The 22,692-nt window shown below is 41.9% G+C and carries 17 protein-coding genes and 2 pseudogenes; 7 read left to right on the forward strand and 12 right to left on the reverse strand.

Translation table 11 applies throughout. The features are described from left to right. Nucleotides 1-797: 797 nt before the first annotated feature. From AC6IZ0_RS18390 to AC6IZ0_RS18405, 4 genes are all read right to left on the reverse strand, one after another. A complete protein-coding gene (locus tag AC6IZ0_RS18390) occupies nt 798-1,136 on the reverse strand; it encodes a P-II family nitrogen regulator (protein WP_271731296.1) in 339 nt (112 codons plus the stop codon). Between the two features lie 165 nt (nt 1,137-1,301). Continuing rightward, complete coding sequence (locus AC6IZ0_RS18395; RefSeq protein ID WP_497724293.1) at nt 1,302-1,844, reverse strand: hypothetical protein; 543 nt, start codon at nt 1,842-1,844, stop codon at nt 1,302-1,304. Between the two features lie 24 nt (nt 1,845-1,868). Continuing rightward, nucleotides 1,869-2,717 carry a bifunctional hydroxymethylpyrimidine kinase/phosphomethylpyrimidine kinase gene (gene thiD / locus AC6IZ0_RS18400; protein ID WP_497724294.1) on the reverse strand — a complete coding sequence of 283 codons (849 nt, stop codon included), beginning with the start codon at nt 2,715-2,717 and terminating at the stop codon, nt 1,869-1,871. A gap of 30 nt (nt 2,718-2,747) precedes the next feature. After that, nucleotides 2,748-3,179 (reverse strand): hypothetical protein, encoded by a 432-nt coding sequence (locus AC6IZ0_RS18405; protein WP_497724296.1) that lies wholly within the window; start codon nt 3,177-3,179, stop codon nt 2,748-2,750. 105 nt (nt 3,180-3,284) lie between these two features. On the opposite strand from AC6IZ0_RS18405, the gene AC6IZ0_RS18410 reads away from it, so the two are divergent. Both AC6IZ0_RS18410 and AC6IZ0_RS18415 read left to right on the forward strand, forming a co-directional pair. Further along, entirely contained in the window at nt 3,285-5,129 is a 1,845-nt protein-coding gene (locus tag AC6IZ0_RS18410) for a S8 family peptidase (protein ID WP_497724297.1), read from the forward strand. Nucleotides 5,130-5,196: 67 nt separating this feature from the next. Beyond that, the gene (locus tag AC6IZ0_RS18415) at nt 5,197-5,427 is read left to right on the forward strand and encodes a DUF5818 domain-containing protein (protein ID WP_497724298.1); all 231 of its coding nucleotides are present in this window, start codon (nt 5,197-5,199) and stop codon (nt 5,425-5,427) included. Nucleotides 5,428-5,519: 92 nt separating this feature from the next. On the opposite strand, the gene AC6IZ0_RS18420 is transcribed toward AC6IZ0_RS18415, so the two are convergent. After that, nucleotides 5,520-5,837, reverse strand: coding sequence for a thioredoxin family protein (locus tag AC6IZ0_RS18420; RefSeq protein ID WP_497724299.1), 318 nt, complete (start codon nt 5,835-5,837; stop codon nt 5,520-5,522). 3,622 nt (nt 5,838-9,459) lie between these two features. Between AC6IZ0_RS18420 and hetF the strand changes: the two genes are divergently transcribed. Continuing rightward, nucleotides 9,460-11,955 (forward strand): cell division protein HetF, encoded by a 2,496-nt coding sequence (hetF, locus tag AC6IZ0_RS18425; RefSeq protein ID WP_497724300.1) that lies wholly within the window; start codon nt 9,460-9,462, stop codon nt 11,953-11,955. Between the two features lie 69 nt (nt 11,956-12,024). On the opposite strand, the gene AC6IZ0_RS18430 is transcribed toward hetF, so the two are convergent. From AC6IZ0_RS18430 to AC6IZ0_RS18445, 4 genes are all read right to left on the reverse strand, one after another. Continuing rightward, nucleotides 12,025-12,603: a peroxiredoxin gene (locus AC6IZ0_RS18430; RefSeq protein ID WP_497724302.1), complete on the reverse strand. Its 579-nt coding sequence runs from the start codon at nt 12,601-12,603 to the stop codon at nt 12,025-12,027. Between the two features lie 32 nt (nt 12,604-12,635). After that, nucleotides 12,636-12,890 carry a regulatory protein SipA gene (sipA, locus tag AC6IZ0_RS18435; RefSeq protein WP_271731306.1) on the reverse strand — a complete coding sequence of 85 codons (255 nt, stop codon included), beginning with the start codon at nt 12,888-12,890 and terminating at the stop codon, nt 12,636-12,638. Between the two features lie 74 nt (nt 12,891-12,964). Further along, nucleotides 12,965-13,426, reverse strand: coding sequence for a P pilus assembly/Cpx signaling pathway, periplasmic inhibitor/zinc-resistance associated protein (locus AC6IZ0_RS18440; protein ID WP_497726102.1), 462 nt, complete (start codon nt 13,424-13,426; stop codon nt 12,965-12,967). Between the two features lie 349 nt (nt 13,427-13,775). Beyond that, nucleotides 13,776-14,201 (reverse strand): nucleoside deaminase, encoded by a 426-nt coding sequence (locus tag AC6IZ0_RS18445; protein WP_271731307.1) that lies wholly within the window; start codon nt 14,199-14,201, stop codon nt 13,776-13,778. 80 nt (nt 14,202-14,281) lie between these two features. Here AC6IZ0_RS18445 and AC6IZ0_RS18450 point away from each other — a divergent pair, with 80 nt between their 5' ends. Beyond that, nucleotides 14,282-15,088, forward strand: coding sequence for an ion transporter (locus AC6IZ0_RS18450; RefSeq protein WP_497724303.1), 807 nt, complete (start codon nt 14,282-14,284; stop codon nt 15,086-15,088). A 135-nt stretch (nt 15,089-15,223) separates the two neighbouring features. Next, nucleotides 15,224-16,663, forward strand: a complete 1,440-nt coding sequence (locus AC6IZ0_RS18455; protein WP_497724305.1) for a sensor histidine kinase — start codon at nt 15,224-15,226, stop codon at nt 16,661-16,663. 8 nt (nt 16,664-16,671) lie between these two features. Here AC6IZ0_RS18455 and AC6IZ0_RS18460 read toward each other — a convergent pair. Next, a pseudogene (locus AC6IZ0_RS18460) lies at nt 16,672-18,158 on the reverse strand (UDP-N-acetylmuramoyl-L-alanyl-D-glutamate--2,6-diaminopimelate ligase). Between the two features lie 33 nt (nt 18,159-18,191). Further along, nucleotides 18,192-18,499 (reverse strand): annotated as a pseudogene (locus AC6IZ0_RS18465) (glutaredoxin family protein). Between the two features lie 1,160 nt (nt 18,500-19,659). On the opposite strand from AC6IZ0_RS18465, the gene crn3 reads away from it, so the two are divergent. After that, nucleotides 19,660-20,559, forward strand: a complete 900-nt coding sequence (gene crn3, locus AC6IZ0_RS18470; RefSeq protein WP_497724307.1) for a CRISPR-associated ring nuclease Crn3/Csx3 — start codon at nt 19,660-19,662, stop codon at nt 20,557-20,559. Nucleotides 20,560-20,686: 127 nt separating this feature from the next. Here the strand turns inward: crn3 and AC6IZ0_RS18475 are convergent, their stop codons facing one another. After that, the gene (locus AC6IZ0_RS18475; protein ID WP_497726103.1) at nt 20,687-21,076 is read right to left on the reverse strand and encodes an HD domain-containing protein; all 390 of its coding nucleotides are present in this window, start codon (nt 21,074-21,076) and stop codon (nt 20,687-20,689) included. 367 nt (nt 21,077-21,443) lie between these two features. On the opposite strand from AC6IZ0_RS18475, the gene AC6IZ0_RS18480 reads away from it, so the two are divergent. Continuing rightward, nucleotides 21,444-22,679, forward strand: a complete 1,236-nt coding sequence (locus AC6IZ0_RS18480; RefSeq protein ID WP_497724309.1) for an RNA-guided endonuclease InsQ/TnpB family protein — start codon at nt 21,444-21,446, stop codon at nt 22,677-22,679. Nucleotides 22,680-22,692 lie beyond the last annotated feature (13 nt).

Here is a 22,692-nt window from a genome sequence, read left to right on the forward strand (position 1 = left end):
GGGTTACTTCGTTCCGTGTGTCCATTCTGTGTACCTTTAGAGTGATGCTATACGCCGGGTTTCTTGGAAGTGCATAACGGTCTACATAGAATTAGCCGTTTCCTTATCCTTTACCTTTTGGTTCCAGCCTATCAACCTAATTTGGCTGGTTTTGATTAACGACGCTTCAAACACATCTTCGTTGACTACTCATGGGTACTTTGCTCGACGTGTAACAGGTTAGGTTCCCAGTAAGAACGCCTTTTCTTCGGTGCTTTACGGATTGATGGCTAGTCGCTACCGTAAGGAAGATGCTGTCACCCTTGCACCTAGGGGGTGGGATTCTCACCCACATGGACACACAGTTACAAGAGTCTGGTTTTTATCCAGTCTTGCCTTCCGTCCTTGAGCATTTTTACTCATTTAGGAAGAACGAATCGCACTCTATATATCAATTCTAATTAGGAATTATGATCGGGTCTTAATTCAACTTATATTCAGCAATATTTGAGAATATTTCGACTTAAAATTACACTATTCTTGACTAAACTTAATTTTAATTGCTGAGTTAATGACCAGTAGAGTTTTGGGAGGTGAGCGGGCATTTTGCCCGCTATTGTAGAAAATCAGGGATATGTTTTGATTTGACTCACATGATGTTACGGTGTAGGATGCCTGCTTGATTGACAGATACCCGTCTACCTTGCGGTTTCTTGGTCTGACTCCGCCTCGAGTCGGCAATAACGGCGTTCCCACTGCCATTGTTTGGCAATATCGGAACTCCTTGACTCAGGGTCATACTTCACACCACCCCATACTCAAACAGCTTCTGTATTCTTCTCGCCAGTACGAATACGTATAACTCCATCTACAGGAGAGATAAAAATCTTACCATCGCCGATTTCACCTGTACGGGCGGCGGCAATAATTTTATCGACAACCATATCAACCTGGTTATCCTCAATCACAATTTCTACTTTCAGTTTTTGCAGAAACTCAACAGTGTATTCAGAACCGCGATACCTTTCTGTTTGCCCCTTTTGCCTTCCAAAGCCCCGGACTTCAGAAACTGTCATACCCACAACGCCAGCATTAACTAAGGCAATTTTCACCTCGTCAAGCTTAAATGGGCGAATAATGGCTTCTACTTTTTTCATGATCTTCACTCCTAACTTCTAATAGGTTTGTTTATCTATCTAAGCAGATATAAGTCAACCACTTTTACCATTACCGCTAAATTTCAAAAATATGTAAAAATTGCAACTTTTTTTTAAACTGTGTACCCCCTACCTAGTTGTCACTCGGAGTTGTGGAAGTGTAAACTAGGGGTTTTGAGCTTCAAACACAAGAGGCACAATCAAATATGCTGCTCCAAATGCGGTGAGCATCAACAACACAATATTCATAGCTAACCACCAGCTACTCAATTGTTTGACTTTTTTCTCCATGGGGGGATAATGGTTGACTGGTTGCTCTTCTATATAAAATGTTTGTGGTATCTGGTGATTGATTTCTACAGGTGTGGATAACTCAGGGTGATGGCTGGTTTGGTTAACCACGGGTGCTGGACTGCTTGCTTCACCAGTGGCACGAGTAGCTTGGGGATGACTCGGATTAAAACCAGTATTAACATAATTTTGCAGGTGCGAAAAGGACTGAACTACTTTGGTAATTTCTTGGCGTAGTAATTGATTTTCTCGCTCTAGTTGGTGATTTTGACTGGTGATGGTCTCTAATTTTACTTGTGTTAACTGTAATTCGGTTGCTAATTGCCGATATACATACAGTGGTACAGAGGTAGGGTAATTTTGGGATGTTGGCGGTTTTGCTGGATGTCCGTGCACTGAAGTTGGGGTTGTTTGCATAAATAAATAGGTGGGGATCAAAAATTAAGTTATAGATGGTAGAGATATGCTATCGAACTGTAACAGTGGGAAAAAATGTCCTACTGGTCCTTGACCTTTGCCGATATCTAAGGCATAAGTCAGCGCATTAGTAACATACTCCTTTGCCTGTTGTACGGATGTCCACAAATCATTACCCAGGGCTAGGTTAGCGGCGATCGCTGCTGATAGTGTACAACCGGTACCGTGGGTATTTTTTGTCTCTACTTGTTTTGTGGTCAAGGTTGCCAGTTTTTCCCCATCAAACCAGATATCAACACCACGACAGTTACCCGTCATTGCGCCTCCCTTGACTAAAACGGCTTTTACCCTGAGATTGCGGTGTATGACTTGAGCAGCCGCCCGCATATCATCTAAAGTATTGATGGGTAAACCACTTAATATCTGCGCTTCGTAGCGATTTGGTGTGACAATGGTAGCTTGAGGTAACAAGGTATGAGCCAGAGTCTGCACCGCATTATCATCAATGAGTTGCGCCCCTGTGCGTGATACCATAACCGGGTCAACTACTAAGTTATTAATTTGTAATGCTTCTACTGTCTGGGCTACAGCAGAGATGATTTCTTGGTTGAGTAGCATTCCGGTTTTTGCAGCTTGTACGCCAATATCACTGACCACTGCTTGAATTTGCTCTATGACCGCCTCGGTGGGTATAGTATCAACCCGCGCTACCCCTAGGGTATTTTGGGCTGTGACACAGGTAATGGCGCTGGTACCGTGGACACGGTGAAAAGCAAAAGTACGTAAGTCAGCTTGAATACCCGCACCGCCACCGCTATCTGAACCAGCAATGGTTAAAGCTATGGGTACTCTGTTAGTTATTTGAGTGTTCATGGAAAATTTGGGTAAAGATTCGGTGGTTTATTACTGATGTGGTTGTGTATTTAAATCTTCCCATACTCCCTGTAAATACTTCACCCAATTTGCAGCTAGAGGGATTTCTGTAAATGGAATGCGTACTGACTGAGATTCAGACAAGATCAATTCTAACTGAATGACTCGACCTTTTTGGGGATAGTTTTCTAATTGTACTAGTTTGTCATCTACTAAAAGACGTATATCTTTAACATCCAGCAAAGAAAAAGTTTCTAAGTTAAGGGGACCTTGGGGACTGGGTTTACCCCAGGTGATATTGTTCTGCTTGAGACCGATAACTGCGTAGATATCATATTTGGATTTCTCAAATTGCTCGGACCAAAGGCGATATGATTCCACCTTCTGGTATTCCTTTGAGCCTTGCCAAGCTAACCAGAAAAACACAACTAGCAAGGGTAACCATAACAGACCACGTTCCATTGTTTAAACAGTCCTCAATCGTAAAAATTGTTCAAAGTGTACCAACCAGCTATGCAGATAAGTTATGGTAGTGAGCAAACTGGCAAAAAGCGGTGATCAGTTAATATGAAAAGACTTATATTATTATGCTTGTTTGTCATCGGGCTGGGGGGGGCTGTTTTCGGGTTCCTGAATTTTCAGGGTTTAGCAGCTAAAGGCGAATTTGAGACTATTGTGTTAGATTTTCGCCAAGATATCCCCTCGGAAGTATTAGAGCAGAACTTACAGGCGATCGCTCAAGAGTACAATGTCACGCCCCGATTGGACAATCAATTCTCAGGGTCGGATAATGTGTATATTATTGAAGGCGATCGCCAGCGACTAAGAAAGCTGAAAAAATCTCCCTTCGCCCAATTTACACAATTAATCGAGCCAAATTACATCTATAGAACGATTCCCTTACCACAGTCGGCAAAGTTTGACGGGATTTTACCATCTGTAGACGAGGTAAATCCTACATTAACAGGTCCGAATGACCAATATTACAGCAAACAGTGGAATCTACACAAGATCGGCATAGAAGGGGCATGGAGTCAAACCAAGGGGAGCGGCGTCACAGTAGCTGTAATTGACACTGGTATAACTCCTGTGCGTGACCTGGTAGATACGAAATTTGTTAAGGGTTATGATTTTGTGAGCGATCGCGAAGAGGCCACGGATGACAATGGACACGGTACTCACGTTGCCGGTACTATTGCCCAAACCACCAACAATAAATATGGTGTAGCCGGCATTGCCTACGAAGCCAATCTGATGCCATTAAAAGTACTTAGTGCCTATGGTGGCGGCACAGTGGCCGATATTGCCGAAGCAATTAAATTCGCAGCTGATAACGGTGCGGATGTCATTAATATGAGTTTAGGCGGTGGTGGTGAAAGCCAACTGATGAAACAAGCCATTGAGTACGCCCATAAAAAAGGTGTAACCATTGTAGCCGCAGCCGGCAACGAAAACCAGAATGGGGCAAGTTATCCCGCACGTTACCCCCACGTCATTGGCGTAGCCGCATTTGGTCCAGACGGAGAAAAAGCCCCCTATTCTAACTTTGGCGCTGGGGTAGATATTTCTGCCCCCGGTGGGAGTGAGACCGGGACAATTCTCCAAGAAACCATTGACCCCGAACACAACAACCAAGGAGTATTTTTAGGACTCCAGGGAACAAGCATGGCTTCCCCCCACGTTGCAGGTGTCGCCGCATTAATTAAAGCTTCTGGAGTCACAGCACCAGAGGAGGTGTTAAAAGTCCTCAAACAATCAGCAAGGGCGATCGAGGATGATAGCTTCAACTATTATGGCGCTGGACAACTGAATGCCGAAGCCGCAGTTAAACTAGCCTCCCAGGGACTTAGCTTCCCAGACTTCTTTAGGTGGTTACGAGACAACGGCTATCTCAATCCCGGTTTTTGGATTGATGGCGGTGCAGTAGCCCTAATACCAAAGCTGCTGATGGTCTTGGGTTCCTATCTCCTGGCTTGGTTTTTGCGAGTTTACTTCCCCTTCGCCTGGAGTTGGTCTTTATCCGGTGGCTTAATTGCTGGTAGTTCTGGTTTATTCTTCCTCAAAGGAATATATATCTTTGACCTCCCCCAATGGCCTTTCCGGCTCTTAGGTAGTTCCATTCCCGAACTAGGTAACACCCTACAAGGAACTAACCCCTTAAATCCCATCTTTGCTAGCGTCCTCATCCCCATAGTTTTAATAGCCTTATTCTTGGGACATCCTAGCTGGAAATGGTTCGCCATTGGTTCGAGTCTTGGCTACGCCGCCTTTTTAACAGTTAGCGCCATTTACGACCCAGGAGTTTGGGGCTTAGGAAGTAGCTATCTAGCGCGGACTTTCCTGGTTACCAACGCTTTACTTTGTTATGGACTAGCTCATTTAGCATTGAAAAGCGCCACTCAAACAGCATAATAGGACAATGGGGTATTTTTACCCCCGAACAAAACCCCACTCCCCACCCCTCTCCAATTTCTGAAACATGAGCATTACAGTTAAAGGTACTATTCAACGCCGAGATATTGGTACTGGCGCTTGGGCGTTAGTCACAGATGATGGTACGACTTACGAAATCCTCAAAAGTGCCGACAAAAACTTGCTCCAACCCGGACAAACAGTAACAGTTACAGGACAGGTGCGCGAAGACATCATGACCATAGCCATGATCGGTCCTGTCCTGGAAGTTAAATCATTTGAAGTTCCTTGGGAGTGATGTGTTGCATCAAGACCTAATTAAATCAACTGCTTTTATTGTAGCGTGAGTTATTAAGATATACTCGGTTTAAGCAGAAAAATGGCAATTAGTTACACGTCTATGGAATTGAGAACCTCTTGTAGACGACTTCTAAACTCACCTTTGGGATGACCCCCTTTAACTTCACCTATAATCTGAAATTCTGCCTCTGGAGAATCACAGATAATATAACTTGGCCATCCCATTTGTGATTTATCTGGATACTGAGACAACAAGACTTTTCTATACTTACGGTAACTAGCCGTATCTTGCATTTTCACATCGATAAATTGTAAACCTAGCTCTTCAGCTACCTTTTGGTCATAAAAAGACATTTTGTGGCAGATGCCACAATCTTCTGAAGAAAATTTAATAACAGCTAAATTCATGAGTCTGTGTGTCACTTTCTGTGGTATGTAAAATTCCGGCAATACAAAAATGCTCAACATCTTTGTATTGTTATTGGCGGCGGGACATTCGGTTAACTGTAAACAGAGATTCAGTTAATGTCATACCCGATACCTGTAGTTACCCTGCAGCCCACACTGTATGCTTGGACTACTGTGGGAGTATCTCACGGAGATTACCATATTTTAAATCTAGCTAAAAAAATCTAGATATTCAGCAGCGGTTATGATATGTTAGGAAAGAATAGAATAAATACATCTACCAGATGCACTTAGATCATCTCACAGAACAGGGGCAAAACTCTAGATTTTGAACTGAGATATTTAGCTTCAAGGCTGCTTCAAATCACCACGAACGTGATATGATGAGCATATTGGGTAAGTTAAGGTTAAAACCGACCGGGAGACTCTGGGAAAGTCTAAACCCAATACTCGAAGTGACTAGATTAAAAAAAATATAAATTAACCCAATCAGGGTAACTGGGTGAGTTATTAGGAACTTACTAGGAAATCACACAGTAAGACTACGGTTAAAGCATGACTTAGATTATTGTGAATATACCAGCTTTTAGCAGCGTATATAGTCGATGATTAAGTAATAACTTAACTACTCTGTTAATCAGTTAAGAAACTATAATACTTATAAGAATAAAAAACTATCCATAGTAGAACATTTTTAGAAATGTTGCGTTATAATACTTTCCTAAGCAACTACAAATGAGTTAAGCTGTCAGAAGAAAAGTTTTTTCATCAAGAATTAAATCAAGTCTTTACCTCCCACCGGAGTTAGTTATCAGGGTGTATCTACTAATTAAATGTTCTTAGTTTAGGTTCAGCCCTCCGGATAAATCTTGCCTGAGATTTGTTATTATTCTGTTCCGATAACAGAATACCCTATTGGTGGCAGCCAGACAGGGGAGTGAGCTGTCAGTGTGTATCTATCAATAAACTTGTCTAGGAATAAATGTATGTTCCAGGTAAAATTGTCACAAATGGGAATGTTGGTCATACCCAACAAAAAAATCCCCCAGTGGTGGCAGTCTAGGGGAGTTAATTATCAGCACGCATTGATCAGTAATCTGTTTTGAGACTAAAGAGTTGAGTTTGTTCTCGACAAAATTATCATTAATGATATGATGGTTGCTGTCCGCAGAATAAAAAAATCCCCCAGTGAGTGTTACTCACCCAGGGGAATTAATTATCACGGTGTATCTACTAATTTAGTCTTCGTCGCACATCTACCATTTATCCGGAAAAATTTCTGTCAACTGTACAAAAAAATCCCCTAACCGGTGTTAGCCAATCAGGGCAGTTAGTTATCAGGGTGCATCTACTAATTTAATATCCGCGACACATCTACCTCTTTCCGGAGGGAAGCCCAAAAAAAATCCCCTAACCGGTGTTAGCCAATCAGGGGAGTTAGTTATCAGGGTGCATCTACCAATTTAATATCCGTGACACATCTACCTCTTTCCGGAGGGAAGCCCAAAAAAAAATCCCCTAACCGGTGTTAGCCAATCAGGGGAGTTAGTTATCAGGGTGCATCTACTAATTTAATATCCGTGACACATCTACCTTTTTCCGGAGGAAAGCATAAAAAAATCCCCTAACCGGTGTTAGCCAATCAGGGGAGTTAGTTATCAGGGTGCATCTACCAATTTAATCTGCGCATTTTATCTGAGTGAGGTATTGAGGGGCGGGCAGGATGCCCACCCCACAAGATTTATGATGTTAAGGTGTGTATTTGATTTACTTGAAAACTGCTGTAACGTCCGCGACACATCTACCTTTTTCCGGAGGAAAGCATAAAAAAATCCCCTAACCGGTGTTAGCCAATCAGGGGAGTTAGTTATCAGGGTGCATCTACCAATTTAATATCCGTGACACATCTGCCTTTTTCCGGAGAGAAGCATAAAAAAATCCCCTAACCGGTGTTAACCAATCAGGGGAGTTAGTTATCAGGGTGCATCTACTAATTTAATATCCGTGACACATCTACCTTTTTCCGGAGGAAAGCATAAAAAAATCCCCTAACCGGTGTTAGCCAATCAGGGGAGTTAGTTATCAGGGTGCATCTACCAATTTAATCTGCGCATTTTATCTGAGTGAGGTATTGAGGGGCGGGCAGGATGCCCACCCCACAAGATTTATGATGTTAAGGTGTGTATTTGATTTACTTGAAAACTGCTGTAACGTCCGCGACACATCTACCTTTTTCCGGAGGAAAGCATAAAAAAATCCCCTAACCGGTGTTAGCCAATCAGGGGAGTTAGTTATCAGGGTGCATCTACCAATTTAATATCCGTGACACATCTGCCTTTTTCCGGAGAGAAGCATAAAAAAATCCCCTAACCGGTGTTAGCCAATCAGGGGAGTTAGTTATCAGGGTGCATCTACCAATTTAATCTGCGCATTTTATCTGAGTGAGGTATTGAGGGGCGGGCAGGATGCCCACCCCACAAGATTTATGATGTTAAGGTGTGTATTTGATTTACTTGAAAACTGCTGTAACGTCCGCGACACATTTACCTTTTTCCGGAGAAAAGCACAAAAAAAATCCCCTAACTGGTGTTAGCCAATCAGGGGAGTTAGTTATCAGGGTGCATCTACTAATTTAATCTGCGCATTTTATCTGAGTGAGGTATTGAGGGGCGGGCAGGATGCCCACCCCACAAGATTTATGATGTTAAGGTGTGTATTTGATTTACTTGAAAACTGCTGTAACGTCCGCGACACATTTACCTTTTTCCGGAGGAAAGCATAAAAAAATCCCCTAACCGGTGTTAGCCAATCAGGGGAGTTAGTTATCAGGGTGCATCTACCAATTTAATATCCGTGACACATCTACCTCTTTCCGGAGGAAAGCATAAAAAAATCCCCTAACCGGTGTTAGCCAATCAGGGGAGTTAGTTATCAGGGTGCATCTACCAATTTAATATCCGTGACACATCTGCCTCTTTCCGGAGGAAAGCATAAAAAAATCCCCTAACCGGTGTTAGCCAATCAGGGGAGTTAGTTATCAGGGTGCATCTACCAATTTAATATCCGTGACACATCTGCCTCTTTCCGGAGAGAAGCATAAAAAAATCCCCTAACCGGTGTTAGCCAATCAGGGGAGTTAGTTATCAGGGTGCATCTACTAATTTAATATCCGTGACACATCTGCCTCTTTCCGGAGAGAAGCATAAAAAAATCCCCTAACCGGTGTTAGCCAATCAGGGGAGTTAGTTATCAGGGTGCATCTACTAATTTAATATCCGTGACACATCTGCCTTTTTCCGGAGGAAAGCATAAAAAAATCCCCTAACCGGTGTTAGCCAATCAGGGGAGTTAGTTATCAGGGTGCATCTACTAATTTAACGTCCGCGACACATTTACGTCTTTCCGGAGGAAAGCACAAAATAGAGCTAATCGCAGTTCAATGAATTAAATTTAGCTAGCCAGTGGGTAACTAATGGGGATAAACTTATAACCAAGGAACCGCAAAAATAACCCGGCTGAGAAACATTCAGTCGCAGAAAGCATCTAAAGTGTGAGAAGGAGCGAAAGTCTAGATCTGAAACTCAAAGTTTCAATTCGATTAAGGAGGCGAACAGGAAAAGTTGTGACCCAGGAATTTCATATTTCCGTAACCCCAGTAGGGCAAAATGACTACTTGGTGCGGACGGAACAAGTCGCGACTGGGGTGCCATTAGCAGAAGAACTGGTAACCTGGCCTGTAACTGAGTGGTTAGTATCTGCTGGACATCTGATGAATGACCCGCTCAAATCGGTGTTCCAGGGAAACGCGATCGCTAAAAACTCTTTTAATCTGGTGACATTGGGACAGCAATTGTACAATGCACTATTTCAAGGCACTATCAGAGACAGTTGGATTACCGCCCAAGGGATTGCCCAAAACCACCAAAAATTGCTGCACTTACGATTGGGGCTAAAAGATGTCAGGTTAGCACGTCTACCCTGGGAAGTGATGCACGCAGGCGATCGCCCTCTGGCTACTGGCCCTTATATTGCTTTTTCTCGCTACCAAACCGGAACAATGGCTGGATCTGGTTTGCCATTGAGAAGCAAATCAAAACTCCCAGAAATTGGAAAAGTCAAAGTCTTAATGGTACTAGCTTCTCCTCCGGATCAAGTCCGTCTTGATTTACTCAAACAAGAAGCTATCAACCTCCAGGAGGAACTTCAGCGTCAGAAAAGACGAAATGACAGAAGTGGCCATCATTTACCAGAGATTTCGCTGACCATACTAGATCAACCAGGGCGCGAAGAATTAACCCAAGCGTTAGAACAAGGGGGATACCAAATTCTACACTACTCTGGTCATAGTAGCCGAAGTCCCCAAGGTGGACAAATTTACCTTGTCAGTAGAAGAACTGGGTTAACGGAAACTCTGAGTGGTGATGATTTAGCAGGGTTGCTAGTTAACAATAATATTAAAATGGTTGTGTTTAATTCCTGTTGGGGAGCATACACAGCTACATCCGACCCGGGTGGGGACATGACGGCTCAACGTAACTTGACGCAAAGCCTGGTGAGGCGAGGAATTGGCAGCGTGTTGGCTATGTCAGAACGCATTCCCGATGAAGTAGCACTAACGCTGACACAATTGTTTTACCACAAGCTCAGTCAGGGATGCCCTGTAGATTTGTGTGTCAATCTAGTACGCCAGGGATTAATTTCTACCTATGGTTCTCACCAGAACTACTGGGCTTTACCAATTTTATATCTCCAACAGGATTTTGATGGTTCGTTCTGTCCAGAAATATCTTTAAGTCCAGAATATTTAAGTGCGAAATCACTCAAAGAGTATATTCATCAGCCGCCTTTGAGGGAAAATCCTACTGCTATGTATGTTGCCATGGCAAATGAGACAGACATAGTTTTACCCATTGATGAGATGATTTATTGTGGTTTAGCTGATGATTCTATACCAACACCACCCAACCTATCAGATATAGACTGGCTAGGTGAAGAAACATGGGGCGACCTAGTAGATGAAATTGAGTCTGATGATGAGCCGGACTATGCGGAAGATTCGGCTTTAGTTTCAGATTTGTTTCGTCAGCTACATCAGGAAATTCCCTATCAGGAACCTGTACAAGGGATGACAGATAACCAAGTTCGGAAATATCATCCGCCCCAAGATACTGCTTCTGAGAATGAGGAACTGAAATTAAGTGAAGAAACACTAGAATCCCCACCCCCAGCGGCTAAATATGTGGGACAAAACCGGAAGACTCTCACCCCAAGAAAATCATCACCCCGGCCGTGGCCTGTTATTGGTATAGTGGGTGTAAGTGTTGTATGTATAATTATTAGCTTAATTGTTGTAGGAGAAAAACCACAAGAAACACCTATATCGGTTACACCGTCAATTGTTCCGGAGTCTGTACCTAGAGACATTCAGCCTGAAATCAACATTAAAAATGCCCCCACTGGAATCATAACTACTAAGGCTAAGGAAAAATTAGGCGAGGGTGACTTAGACGAAGGACTACGATGGATCACAGAACTACTCAATCGTGGTGAACTGACTGCTGCTGAAGCCTTACTGGATTTAGTTCCGCAAAACCAACTAGATGATTCATCTGTGAAGTTTTTAAAAGGGCGATTAGCATGGCAGTTTCTTCAGACTGGAAACCAGAAATACAGTATTAATGATGTCCGTCGTTATTGGGAAGGTGCGTTAGAATCTGAAGCAAATTCACCTTTATATAATAATGCTTTGGGATTTGCCCACTATGCAGACGGTAATCTCAATGAAGCTAATTCTTCTTGGTTCCAAGCCTTGAATTTAGCTCTTAATCAGCAAAGGATTGCCTCTACTGGACCTGTAACTATGAGTACGGAACTCACCGAAGAAGCTTTAACTTCCTATGCTGGATTAGCGCTGGGGATGTATACATCTGCATATAATCAACCTTCTATTAATAAACAAAGACAATATGTTAATGAGGCTGTGAAGTTGAGAGATATGGTAATCGCCAATCAACCAGTGAATTTCCAGAGTAATGAATTGAGTCAGAATTGGTTGTGGTCAAAAGAAGCCCTGTCGAAGTGGCGATCGCTCCTGCAGGAAAAAGGTGAAGAAAATTGACGGTTACAATTTGACAGTTAACCGTCAAAATCCAGTCAAAAGTTAGGTTGAGGGATGGATTCTTCAGGACTAAGAAGCTGATAGCTGGACTGGGATAGTCTGAGATTGCAACTTTTCCAGTTGGGCCAGAACTTCTGTACTGTGAATTGATGGGTTGACCTTCAGGAAAATCTCACGCAAAATTCCTTCGGGATCAATGATGAAACTATGGCGCATGGATACAACACCGAGCCAAGAACCATAAGCCTTACTCACAGCCCCAGTGGTATCAGCTAATAGGGGAAATTTCAGCCCCTGGGAATCACAAAATTCGGCGTGGGAATCAACATCATCGGCACTCACGCCAATAATCTGAACGTTTTTATTTATGTATTTGGGTAGGTCTTGCTGAAAACGACGAGCTTCAATAGTGCAACCGGAGGTAAAATCCTGGGGATAAAAATACAGGACTACCCACTTACCCCGCCAATCGGAAAGAGAAACTGTACCATCACCTGTATTGGTGGGCAAAGTAAACTCTGGTGCGGGCTGATTGATGGACGGAAGTTTACCACCCATTGCATGGGCCGCTGGGGTAAGATGCAGCCAACTGATGAGGGCAAAACAGCTGACAAGTAATAGATTGAAAAAATTGCGCCGAGAAATCATGGTGCTGACCAAAATGACAACTTTACACAAGTTTACAATTCTTGGTTACCCTGGTGAGCTGCGGGTGGGATATCTGTGCTTTCAATATATTGGCTATCCAACAAAAAATTGCCCTTAGTAAAGTGTATAACCCAATATCCTCCGGGTTTTCGGTCAATTAATGTACCTTCTTCCCCTAAAGAAATCACATCAGGGGGGCGCAGCGTGGGCATGGGATCTGCGGTTTTGACGTAGGGCGGTAGTGCTACAACTCTGACCTTACTACCAATGGCGAATTCTGGAGTCATGTTTATCAAGCTAGGAGTCTTGACTAACTCATAACTCATAACTCCTAACTTTTACTAGGTATTGAGTTAATTTTTTATTCTCTATTTGGGAAATTGCCTTGCTGACGGCGCGATCGCATATTTTGGCGCATTTCCTGCATTTGTTGCCGTTGCTCTGGGGTCAGAAGTGCTAACATCTGTTGTTGAGAAGATTCCCGGATTTGGCGCATTTGGGTTTTCTGTTGTTCAGTTAGATTTAACTTAGCCCAACCCCATTTTCCTCGATTATCGGTCAATGTTGCTTTTTGTTCTGGGGTAAGAATTGCTTCGATTTGAGCGTGGGTGTTGCTTTTAATGGCTTGCATTTGAGCTTTTTGGGTATCTGTCAAATTCAAGCGCCGCCAACCCCAATCACCTTTTTGACCTCTTTGTGTTCTAGGTGTTTGTGCTACTTCTGTGGGTGAGGCGGTTCTGGTTTGCGCTTGAACAGCAACAGGTATTGTAGTTACAGTTAAGGCAATTGCTGCAGCTAGTAGGGATAATGGTTTAAGTTTCATAATATCTCTTGTAGTATCTTGGCTTGATGTCACCATGATAATAAATCCCCTATGAAAGTGAGATGAGCATAAAGTCACTACGAGTAATGCAAAATATCATGGGTAATTCCCTATACACTACGGTAAGCCTATAAAGTATCTGTATGAATCGCCCTATTACAATTAATAATCATCCTTTTCGGTTTTTGCTGTATTTGGAGTGGGTATTACTGGCGATCGCAGTTGTCCGCCAGTTTGTTTAACCGCTTAAGCTTACGCGATCGCACTCAAGCGGCTATTGTGGCTAACAGATTTTTAGCTTATTTAGAGCCTTGTTAAAAATATTAACAATTCTCAAAAGATATTTTGCTTAATTAAATAATGCCAAACATTCATGCTTTAAAATCCCGCCTGTGATTTTAATATTTCTGAATGATTGAGTAATTACCTGTTCACAGGATATAAGAATTTGTGATTGATTCACCGAGACTAAATCTTGAATGGAAGCACCATAGACAATTTCAGATATCCCCGCCCACACACAGGCCGTAGCACACATAGGACAAGGTTCACCAGTGGTATATATTGTATAACCTGCTAAGGAAGGGCTTTTAAGTTTAGCTGTTAAGCGGCGAATCACGTTAATTTCTGCATGGGCTGATGGGTCGCTATCTCGATTCACGGTATTATGAGCGACAGCGACAACTTCTTGGTTTTTAACAATTACAGCACCATAAGGAGCATCTCCTTTTTGAGCTTCTTGGAGTGCTAGGCGCATAAAATCTTCTGGTTGCATCGGAATTAGTCATTTATTAATGATAAATTATCATCATATCCTATTTAACTTTTATTTGTCTTTTGTCAAAGGTGTTGAATATGTTCCTAACCAAAAAACAAACAGAATTTTACTTGAAAGACCTAGAAACACCAACAGGTAAAGCGATTAATTTAACACTTATGGTTTTGGTGGTACTCTCATCAGGTATGTTTGTCGCTGAGACTTATAATATTCCTGAGGATATTCTCATGGATTTAAATGTTCTTGACATTGTAATCCTGATATTTTTTGCTGGAGAATATGCAGTGCGCCTGTGGAGTGCTGAAAATAAATTTAACTATATTTTTAGTTTTTACGCAACTATTGACTTAATAGCAATTTTAACATTTTTTATAGGGGGAGTTGATTTGAGGTTTATTCGCCTCTTGCGCTGTTTTAGAATTTTAAGCTTAATTAAATTGATAGATAGACCATTTTTATTTGGTACTATCACTACGGAAGATGGGGAAATATTAGCCAGAATTTTATTTACTTTATTTGCCATTATATTTATTTACTCTGGCTTAATTTATCAGGTAGAACATCCAGTCAACCCTGATGTTTTTGGCACATTTTTGGATGCGTTTTATTTTTCGGTGGTGACGATGACAACAGTGGGATTTGGGGATTTGACCCCGATTTCAGAATTAGGTCGCTTGCTGACAGTATTAATGATTTTGACAGGTATTTCTTTAATTCCTTGGCAAGTAGGGGACTTAATTAAGCGATTGGTGAAAAGTGCTAATCAGCTAGAAATAGTTTGTTCTGGTTGCGGTTTAGCATTCCATGATGTAGATGCTAAGTTTTGTAAACGGTGTGGGACTGAGTTACTCAAGGGTGAATTGACAATCTCGGAATTGAACTGATAACAGGGGAAATTGCCCCTATAATGTTCGGTTATACTACTGTTGCGAGTACACAAAAGAATATAACCTCATAGGTAGTAGTCAAATGTCTAATTTAAACGCTGCCGTCGCTCTTCAATTAAGGGGTGAATACCTGTGTATCAATGGATCTTGCCAAGCCTGAGTGAAATTGTAGCTGCCAGTCAGGCAACTGTGGCTGAATGCTCACCAACCAAAGCAGAGCGACAGTGGCGGGTGAGTGTGGCTGCAACGGAACAACTACTGATCAACAGTTTAGAAACTGCTTCACTTGATGGGACTAAAGGCTTAGTATTAGCAGCACCAGCACCTTTATTTACTCAGCCAAAATTAAATCAGAGCTTGCAAACTGTCACATTTACAGCCCAGCCATTTAACCCCTTGGCATTGATGCCATTTCAGAGGCCTGGTGTGATTGCTACAGGAGGTCAAGAAATGGCTCCCCAGAAAACAGTACTACCTTTACTACCAGCAGATCCACTGGTAAGAGAGAGATTTTGCTTAGTTTTTACAGAAAAATTGAGATTAGTGTTGGTTTTGGCAGAAGATCACAGAGGTAATAAAACATTTTCATTTTCCTTTGAGCCGGAAGTGGTAGAGCAAGCTTGGCGATCGCTGAGTGCCAGGGTAATGCTGACTAATCCAGAATTTAGCGCCGAACTGGAGACATTAGTTCAAAACTATGCTGCAATCACACCAGATTACCGGATGATCATGGAGTTTAGCAGATTGTTGCTGGAGGAATTAACAGCAGTCCCCGCCAATAAAGAAGTATTAGAAGACACTGCAGATACTGAAAAGGAAAGGGTAGCCCCCAAGCCATCCCCAGTACCCGATGTAGAATTACTCCAAGCTTTTGCTCACGAAGTGCGGACACCTTTAACGACTATTCGCACCCTGACTCGCTTACTACTCAAACGGCAAGATTTACCAGCTAAAGTCACTAATCGCTTAGAAATTATTGATCACGAGTGTACCGAGCAAATTGACCGCATGGAGTTATTGTTTAAAGCCGCAGAATTAGAAACTTCTCCGGCGGTGAAATCTGCAAGTAGTCAACTCACACCCATGTCCTTAGATCAGGTACTGCGGCAGAGTGTCCCTCGTTGGCAACAAGCGGCACATCGGCGAAATTTGACTTTAGATGTAGTTTTACCGCAGCAATTACCAACAGTGGTGAGTAATCCCAATATGCTCGATCAGGTACTCACCGGGTTGATGGAGAATTTCACCCGCAGTTTACCCCCAGGAAGTCATATTCAAGTGCAGGTGATTCCAGCGGGGGATCAACTGAAGTTACAATTATCACCCCAATTACATTGTCAAGGTACTAGCGTGGCCACGGGGAATGTTACACCACCAATTCGCAAAGCCTTGGGGCAATTACTGATGTTTCAACCCGAAACCGGTACGATTACTTTAAATATTGCTGCCACAAAGCATCTATTTCAGGCTATTGGCGGTAAACTGATTGTCCGCCAACGCCAACACTACGGAGAAGTTTTAACTATTTTCTTACCTTTGGAAGTCAGCAGTAAGAAAAAGCTAGGTGTTTGATTTTGAGATTAACGGGTCTTGAGTCTTTCTTGTAAAGCTTCCCGTGCGTGTTCTCGGTCGTCAAAGTGGATTTTTTCAGTGCCGAGAATTTGGTAGTCTTCGTGACCTTTACCAGCTAATAAGACTCCATCGCCGGGTTGGGCTTGTAAAATGGCAGTGCGAATAGCTGTAGCGCGATCGCATATTACTATTGGTTGAGCCGTATCAGGAATTCCTGCTAAAACATCTTGTAAAATCCGTTCTGGGTCTTCTGTCCGGGGATTATCTGAGGTGACAACGGCTATATCTGCTAATTCGGCGGCAATTTTACCCATTTTAGGGCGCTTAGTGCGATCGCGATCGCCTCCACAGCCAAACACGCAAATCATCTTCCCGGGAATAAACGGCCGTGCTGCTTTGAGCAAATTTTCCAAACTATCAGGGGTGTGGGCATAATCCACAATTACGGTGATTTCTTCCTCAGGACTAAGTACGCGTTCCATGCGTCCGGGAACCCCAGGAAACTGTGGTATAGCCGCAGCCAGCAAGTGTAAATCTAGTCCTAAATGTAAAACCGCACCCACAGCCGCCAAAAGATTCTCTAAATTATACTGTCCCACCAAAGGAGAACGAAAAGCCACATTACCCGTTGGGGTATGTAAGATACCGCTGACACCATTAGGTTCGTACATTAAATTACTCATGTACAAATCGGCGCTGTGATTATTAACACTGTAACTCCACACCCGTCCTGATATACTTAGAGATGCAATTAAACGCTGACCGTAGGCATCATCAGCATTAATTATTGCGCGTCCCTTGAGATATTCGGGAGTAAATAATAAAGCCTTGGCAGCAAAATAATCCTCCATATCCCTGTGATAGTCCAAATGGTCTTGAGTGAGATTAGTAAACACCCCCACCTCAAACTCACACCCTAAAACTCGACCTTGGGCTAAAGCATGGGAACTAACTTCCATGCTACCAAACTCACAACCCGCATTCACGGCTGCTGCTAGCTGTTCTTGTAATTCCACTGCAAAGGGTGTGGTGTGGAGGGCAGTTTGTTCAAAACCAGGCCAACGAGTGTAAAGAGTTCCCATCAAGGCCACAGGTAGATGAGCTTGACTGAGGAAAAATTCCACTAAATGACTAGTAGTAGTTTTACCATTAGTGCCAGTTACACCCACCAGCTGGAGTTTTTTGCCTGGATGACCGTAAAAAGCTGCCGCTAATTGGGCGCAGGCTTTAGTCATATCCGCAGCACTGACAACAATAGCCCCTTCTGTGGGAGGATTGTTTTGTAATGCTTGGGGTGAAACAATGGCCGCTACAGCACCGGAGGCGATGGCGCTGGGCCAAAATCCCCACCATCTACCCGGGTTCCCGGCATTCCAATGAATAAATCACCCATACTACAAGCATGAGAATTAGTCTTTAAGCCCTTGACTTCTACATCAGGGACAAAAGAGTAATTAACACCATCCACAACCGCCAGTAGTTCACGCAATTTCATTTTAGTGCACCTCGTCACACAAATCTCTTGCGCTTATTCTGCATTATTTTTTTCTAAATGGATAAATACTTACCCAACATTTGGGCTAACTGCTGCACACTAGCACGGGGAGAAGGACGTGGTAAACGCTCCTCAATTACCCCTCCCTCGGTTTCTTCTGCTCCTGTGTGGTTACATAAACAAAGAACCGGTATTTCATACTGATAAGCCAAGAACCAGTCTTCACGAGTGGTAATATCCCGAACTTCTAACTCACAATTGAGGTTTTCGAGTTGTTCTAACTTTTCTTGTAAACCCTCACACAAATGACATCCGGGCTTGCTGTATAAAATCAATCGCATTTTCTGAAAACATTGATAGCTTGGTTAAACTCTATCTTAACCGAGCGGATTCAGATTACTCTGGCTAGCAGATACACCCTCAAACCTGACGCTCTTTGTTTGAGCCATAATATAAGGCAATTGGTGATCTAATTTCATCTATCTTTCGGCTAATCTTCGGACATTGGGGGTAATTGGGAATGGGGAATGGGGAAAAAAGTAAAACCCCAAGACTGGGAATACCTGGGGTTTTCAACCTGACCATACTTATAGTTTTAATATAAAATTCCCGGCAATTCTCAAGGTTAATTGACATAAATATCTCAGTTTTGTCGTGAAATGTTTGCTCGTCAACAGGATGTTTATGGTAGTAGTAAATACCAATTCATCTTTGTGATATAATTACAATTATCGCCAGATAATTACCGGAAATTTTAAAAGACAATCAGCAGATACTAGAGTTGTCACATAAATTCTAAGAGGATGTTTGGAAAGTATTAAACAGGTAATTTTTATCTTAGGGAACACCGGATCAGGGAACAGGGAACAGGGAACACACCGAAGGATTAAGAAGGATTGGGAAGGATTGGGAAGGATTGGCGAACACACAAAAAAAAATCAAATCCAGTCCCCTCCCCTTACAAGGGGAGGGTTAGGGTGGGGTCAAATAATATTCGATACACTAATCATAACTTTTAAAACATCTTCTAAGTTTGGCTCTATTGTCATCTGGAGAATGAATAAATAAAAAGATATAATTTCGCTATTTATGTCTAAAATTACAGTTTTAAGTACTTGATTTATTTGGGAAAATCTAGAAGAATAAAAGCATCATGATCCAACATGATTGTAGCCAATAAAAGTGACAGAAAGCCTACTTAATGCCCGCGCCTGTGGGCATTTTTCATTAGTAACAGTGGGGTTTGTGATTTCCGTCCCCTTGGGGGAATGTGGTGATTATTACGCAAATAATACTTTTATGATATTAATTTATACAAAGTTCAAAATATTGGAATAGTCCTCTTCCATGGCTGTGTAATAATGAACTTATTTCAAGAGAGGATATTTTGTTTATGGGTTTATTTGTGGCGAAAAAACTGGTAGTGTACCGCGTTGAGATTCCGAAAATATTGATGATGCTGATGTAGTTTTACCCAGACTGCAAAAAAGGAAAAAGGCTGATGACTCAGGACGGGGGTCGATTACAGTTAAGTGAACCAGTGATTGACCAAGGTAAGAAATACCAATTTTTGTTAATTTCCTCAACCAAAAGCGATCGCCTGATTGAACCAGGAGATTTAATAAATTTAGAGTTACCATCTGGTATTGATACTACTGCTGGTGTGGTAATTTCTGGACGCGCCCCCATTTGGTTGTATGCTTACCTAACTGACAAACTACAGTTTACGGCTTGGGTAGCTTGTTATGAACCGCATTTAGGTGCGGTGGTGGTAGCAACTAACTGTGATGTGGTTGACATTGGGGAAGTAATTGATATACATCCCCCTTATTGTTACCACCAGCAATTATGTCCAGCGTTAATGATTGTCGGACCACCAAATAGTGGTAAAAGTGTGTTTTCTCATGCTTTGTTTACAGCTTTGTCTTGTGAAACTCCTGATATATATCTGCAACGCGCCCGTTGGGATGGTGAGGGTAATTACCTGTTAGATTTGGGTACGGAGGCTGTTAATAGGGGCGATCGCGGTTCTTTGACAGATGAGTTTTTCCCCTACCATTCTCAGGTTATCCTTCAGTTACGACGGGAGAAGTCTTTGGTAATTGTGGATGTGGGGGGGGTGGAACAACCGCAAAAGTTACCGATTTTAGAGGCTTGTAGCCATTATCTGATTATCAGTTGCCATAGTCAAGCTATTGATGCTTGGCATGAATTTTGTGGCGAGCGTGGTAATTTAAAACCCATCGGTGTGATTAATAGTGTGCTGACTCCCATGGAAATCATTCATCAGCAGAAACCCTATTTAGAAATGACTGCTGGTCCGTGGATACCGGGAGAACCTGCTGCTGTTCCCCAAGCTTTTTTAAAACGGTTGAGAAGATTAATACTTTTAAATAAATAAATTCACCTTAATCTAACCTAGGGGAGTGTCAAATGCAAGATACTGGTTTTATGACAATGGCGATCGCTTGGTGTTTGGCTTGGGGAAATGAGTTTTACAGCAAATGCAACAGGCTTTAAACTGAAAACTAACCTTCCTGAGATAAATAATTAACTACTCGTGAAAATTCCTCAGTTAAAAAATCTGAGCCGGTGGTGATGTAAATCTGTAATAACTCTTGGTAAAACCAGAGAGTACCCTCTTTACCAAATTGGAACTCCTGCCATATCTTACTACCATATTGGCGAGAATCTGCAAGTAATGATCTGGCATTATGTAACTTATCTGCTAAAGATACCAGGCGCACAGAGGGTGAAGCATGACGCAACTTTTGTAAATATCGCTGCTTACGTTGCTTCCAAGGGGGTTTGGGTGGTGTGTCCCACTCTGTACAACCATCAATAATGGTGACAACGGCTTCACCAAATAGCTGATATATTTCTTCACGAGTGGCTTTTCCTCCCTGGTCTACAATAATTTAATGAATTTATAGTCGTTTATGTACATTTGTAGTATAATATTATGAGTGTACGATCATTAAATGAATGAAACTATCTGATTATGCAAAAAAGGTAGGGATAAGTTATAGAACTGCGTGGCGTTGGTACAAATCCGGCGTAATCACAGGTTATCAATAACCTACAGGAACCATAATTATTAATCTACCTGAAACCAACCAAAACCCTAACAAAGTTGTAACTATCTACTGCCGTGTTTCTGATAATGGTTCAAAAGACAACTTAGAAAAACAAGCTGAAAGGTTAACCCAATATGCTTTAGTGCAAGGATGTATGGGTTAAGAAGAGCAAAGAGAAAGACAGAACGTATCACTCAGGAGTTACAAAATGAAGCTGATTGAGCGTCATGTTATTAAACCAAGTCACCCAGCATACAAAGAAATAGATGAACTTTGCTTTAAATCGAAGAACCTATACAATGCTGTTAACTTCATAGTTAGACAGGAATACATCCATAACAACAAGCATATTAATTATGCGGGAGCCTATCACCTAATCAAAGAATCTGTTGATTATAAAGCTTTGCCAGCAAAGGTAAGTTGTCAAATCATTAAATTAGTTGATAGATGCTGGCTTTCATATTTTGCAGCTATTAGTTCTTTTACGACCAACCCTGATAAGTTCAAAGGTCGGCCTAGACTACCTGGATATAAACATAAAACAAAAGGTCGTTGTGTGGTCATTTACCCGGCACAGGGTATTAGCAAAAAAGGCTTAAAAAAAGGGTTATTACAACCTTCAGGTACAAATATATCTATTTCAACTGCTATTCAAAATAAAGTTAAAGAACTTAGATTAGTACCTAGAAGTGGATTCCATGTAGTAGAGGCTGTTTATGAAAAGAATGAAGTAGTCACAGTTAGGAATCAATATATTGCAGCTATCGATTTGGGGCTTAATAACCTGGCCACCATAGCTTCAAACAAAAAAGGCTTTCAGCCGTTGATTATTAATGGTCGCCCATTAAAGTCAACCAATCAATTCTTTAATAAACAAAAAGCCCAACTCCAATCGAAGCTTCAAACTCAAGACCCGAATAGATACACCTCCAACAAAATATCCAATCTTCTCACCAAAAGAGATAGTAAAGTTGATACCTATCTACACCAAGCTAGTAGAACCATTATTAATTACCTTCGACAAAATCAGATTGATACTTTGGTGATTGGTAACAACAAACAGTGGAAGCAAGATATTAATATTGGTAAGCGTAACAATCAAAATTTTGTTCAGATACCGCACTATAAATTTATCGAGCAGTTGGTTTATAAAGCTAACTTAGCTGGCGTTAAAGTTATTATCAACGAAGAAAGTTATACCTCTAAGGCTAGTTTTCTTGACCTTGATAATATCCCGGAGTACCAAAAAGGGGCAGAACTTGTATTTAGTGGTAGAAGAGTAGCTCGTGGGTTGTATAAAGCTTCTAATGGAAGGTTAATAAACGCTGATTTAAATGGGGCGTACAACATATTAAGAAAAGCAGTCCTGAACGCTTTTGCAGACGGGATAGAGGGGTTAGGAGTAACTCCAATCAGGTTTACCCCTGGTAAAGTGACTTTGTAGATTTGTCTATAAT

The organism is Anabaenopsis sp. NIES-4685 (assembly GCF_059725405.1).